This is a genomic window from Anaerobiospirillum sp. NML120511 (assembly GCF_023050955.1).
Classification (GTDB): Bacteria; Pseudomonadota; Gammaproteobacteria; order Enterobacterales; family Succinivibrionaceae; genus Anaerobiospirillum.
This window is the reverse complement of sequence record NZ_JALKIK010000091.1, coordinates 1-2,911: the sequence shown is the minus strand read 5'-3', so window position 1 is coordinate 2,911 and position 2,911 is coordinate 1. Positions and strand designations below refer to the sequence as shown.

1 protein-coding gene and 1 pseudogene are annotated in these 2,911 nt (G+C 50.6%); one reads left to right on the top strand and one right to left on the bottom strand.

Annotated elements, in window-relative coordinates:
• Nucleotides 1-127: 127 nt before the first annotated feature.
• Nucleotides 128-2,251: pseudogene (locus tag MXE39_RS12730) on the bottom strand (Tn3-like element Tn3 family transposase); the annotation flags it as partial.
• Between the two features lie 161 nt (nucleotides 2,252-2,412).
• Here MXE39_RS12730 and MXE39_RS12725 point away from each other — a divergent pair.
• The coding region (locus tag MXE39_RS12725; RefSeq protein ID WP_065764019.1) for a recombinase family protein at nucleotides 2,413-2,911 on the top strand (499 nt) is incomplete at its 3' end.

Below are 2,911 nucleotides of genomic sequence, written 5' to 3'. Positions count from 1 at the left end.
GGCAAAAATGTGATGTCTATCACCTGTAGTAGGATAAGATAGTATATTTTATTCGCATTTGAATCTGTAAATATAAGCACATTTCTGTGTTGTTTTTTTCTTAAGGACCGAATTGTCGGTCTATATGGTATTTGCGGTTCGGTCCGGCATTGATTGTTCTGACTGGCGTAACAAAGCGCATTCCATCTGCAGATGCCACTTCTCCTCCACCCCATATCTGTGCCAGTGGCAGCGTTGCCTGAAAATCAACCAGTCTGGCATTAGCGCTGGTGATAGTTTCAGCCCGCAGATAGTTCGCTTTTGTCCAGTTCAGCCGGTGTCGGGTCAGTGCAGGAACATTTGATCTGATCAGTGGTTCCAGACCGATATTGCAGGCTTCAGCCATCAGCACGGCGCTGATGCTGACGGGCAGATCATCAACTCTGGCACTGGCTTCACTGGCATGGAAAAACTCATCAGCAAATCCGGTATGGGCGTTAATTTCGAGCAGCAACTCCGTTAAATCCACCGGAGGGAGCAGATCACTGATCATTTTGCTCAGTCGTTTCAGACTGTCCGGCTCATCAAGACTGGCGAGGGGAGAAATTGTCAACCGGGGCTTCGGGCCAGAAACATCGAGTTCGACAGCCTCATTTTCGCCAAGACGTGCAGCAACCTGTCTGTAACGACTATCAAGCTGATGGCCCAGAGATTTTATTGCTTCCTGCGGGTCTGTCGGGTGCCCCAAAGAACGATAAACCTTAATCCGATTTGCCTGCCAGTCAGCACCCTGTAGTAATCTTGCACGAGGATCTCCCCACCGGTTACTGCCGGTAACGTAGACATCCCTCCGTCTCAGACTATCCTGCAGTTTACTGAGAAAGCAGAGCGTGTATCCCCTTCGGGTGATATGTTTTTCCTTGTTAATCACCAGCCGTTTCCATGACTGACTGATGATTTCCGTTGGTGCGTCGTCAAAAAACTGCCGCCGTGAGCTGAACTCCCGGCTGAGGTAGTCACAGGCATTCAGAGTGGTAACCCCGGCAGGTGCGGATGAAAATTTAACGGTATTCAGCAGATGGGGCAGGAAACGACGAACGCGCCCGTACTGCTCCACCATTTCGTCATGAAAATTATCGTCTGAGGGCCGGGCAATTTCACGGACAAGCGTGATGATTTCAGCCAGCTTTTGCCTAGGGATGTAGCTGAACACCTCAGCACGAATCGATTCGTCCGGTGTTTCTTCTTTCAGCAAGTACGAACATGCGCTGGCGAGCGCCAATGCAGATTTATCCAGATCCTTCAGCGAGCGGAGCCGTTTTTTCTGCCCAATCTTTCTGGCGTCACGGATGATAACGGCCAGCATGGCGTCCAGAACGTCCAGTGCATCATCCAGCGCCAGCGTTTCCCATGCAAGGACAAAGGCAACCAGAACCGCCATCCTTTTCTGCGGTGACATCCTGGCAATATTGAACACCGAAGTCATACCAGCATAACGTGCGAGATTTTTCAGGCGCACAGCCGGGAGTGTACTCAGGTTTTCAGCATGCAGGCCAAAATCGTTCAGAGTTTTCCAGCGTTCAATTGCTTCATTAAACGCCGGACCACTGATGGTCACAGGGCCTTTTTTCAGTGATTCCAGTAAAGACAGGCGGCTGCAATCAGTTGGCCCCAGCAGCATCTCCAGCTGTGAACGCTGTTCGGCTGACGGTATCAGTGCCAGTTTGTTCCACAGGCGCAACGTCGCCTTTTCCCTTACCTCTGAAATCAACCGGGTCAGCGTGGTGGCTCCGGGGAGAATAATACGATGTTGCATAAGCCACCCTGTCGCCAGGTCGAAAAGCAGGCCAGGACGTTCGTTGCTTATCCAGCTCCGGGTATATAAAAGACGGGTAAGGCGAAATGTCCAGGGCCAGGCAAATTCACGATACTGATAGTGCTGACGTATCAGCGCTGCATGCTCACGGCGGGTATTTTCCCTCTGACCGTATTCTGCAAGAACGGTGATATCACGAATCCCGAGCTGTCTGGCGGTAAAATGCCGGACGCCGGAAGGAATATGATTCATGTCAGTAAGAAAAGTGCCCAGAAAACGCACACACCCGATTTGCAGGGCAATACCAAGTCGATTGTGATCACCCCGGCTTTTCCCGATAAATTCTTTATCCGCTTCATCAAGATGAAAATAACGCGCCAGCTGAAGTTCATCGGGTTCGCCAGTGAACCTGCCATAACTCTCAACCTGCTCAGTGGTCAAAAAATCAACGGGCATATCGGCCTCCCTGCCTGACGGCTTTTTTAACACAACTGCAACCGTTCGAAATATTATAAATTATCAGACATAGTAAAACGGCTTCGTTTGAGTGTCCATTAAATCGTCATTTTGGCATAATAGACACATCGTGTCTGATATTCGATTTAAGGTACATTTTTATGCGAATTTTTGGTTATGCGCGGGTCTCAACCAGCCAGCAGTCCCTCGATATTCAGATCAGAGCGCTCAAAGATGCAGGGGTAAAAGCTAACCGCATCTTTACCGACAAGGCATCCGGCAGTTCAACAGATCGGGAAGGGCTGGATTTGCTGAGGATGAAGGTGGAGGAAGGTGATGTCATTCTGGTGAAGAAGCTCGACCGTCTTGGCCGCGACACCGCCGACATGATCCAACTGATAAAAGAGTTTGATGCTCAGGGTGTAGCGGTTCGGTTTATTGACGACGGGATCAGTACCGACGGTGATATGGGGCAAATGGTGGTCACCATCCTGTCGGCTGTGGCACAGGCTGAACGCCGGAGGATCCTAGAGCGCACGAATGAGGGCCGACAGGAAGCAAAGCTGAAAGGAATCAAATTTGGCCGCAGGCGTACCGTGGACAGGAACGTCGTGCTGACGCTTCATCAGAAGGGCACTGGTGCAACGGAAATTGCTCATC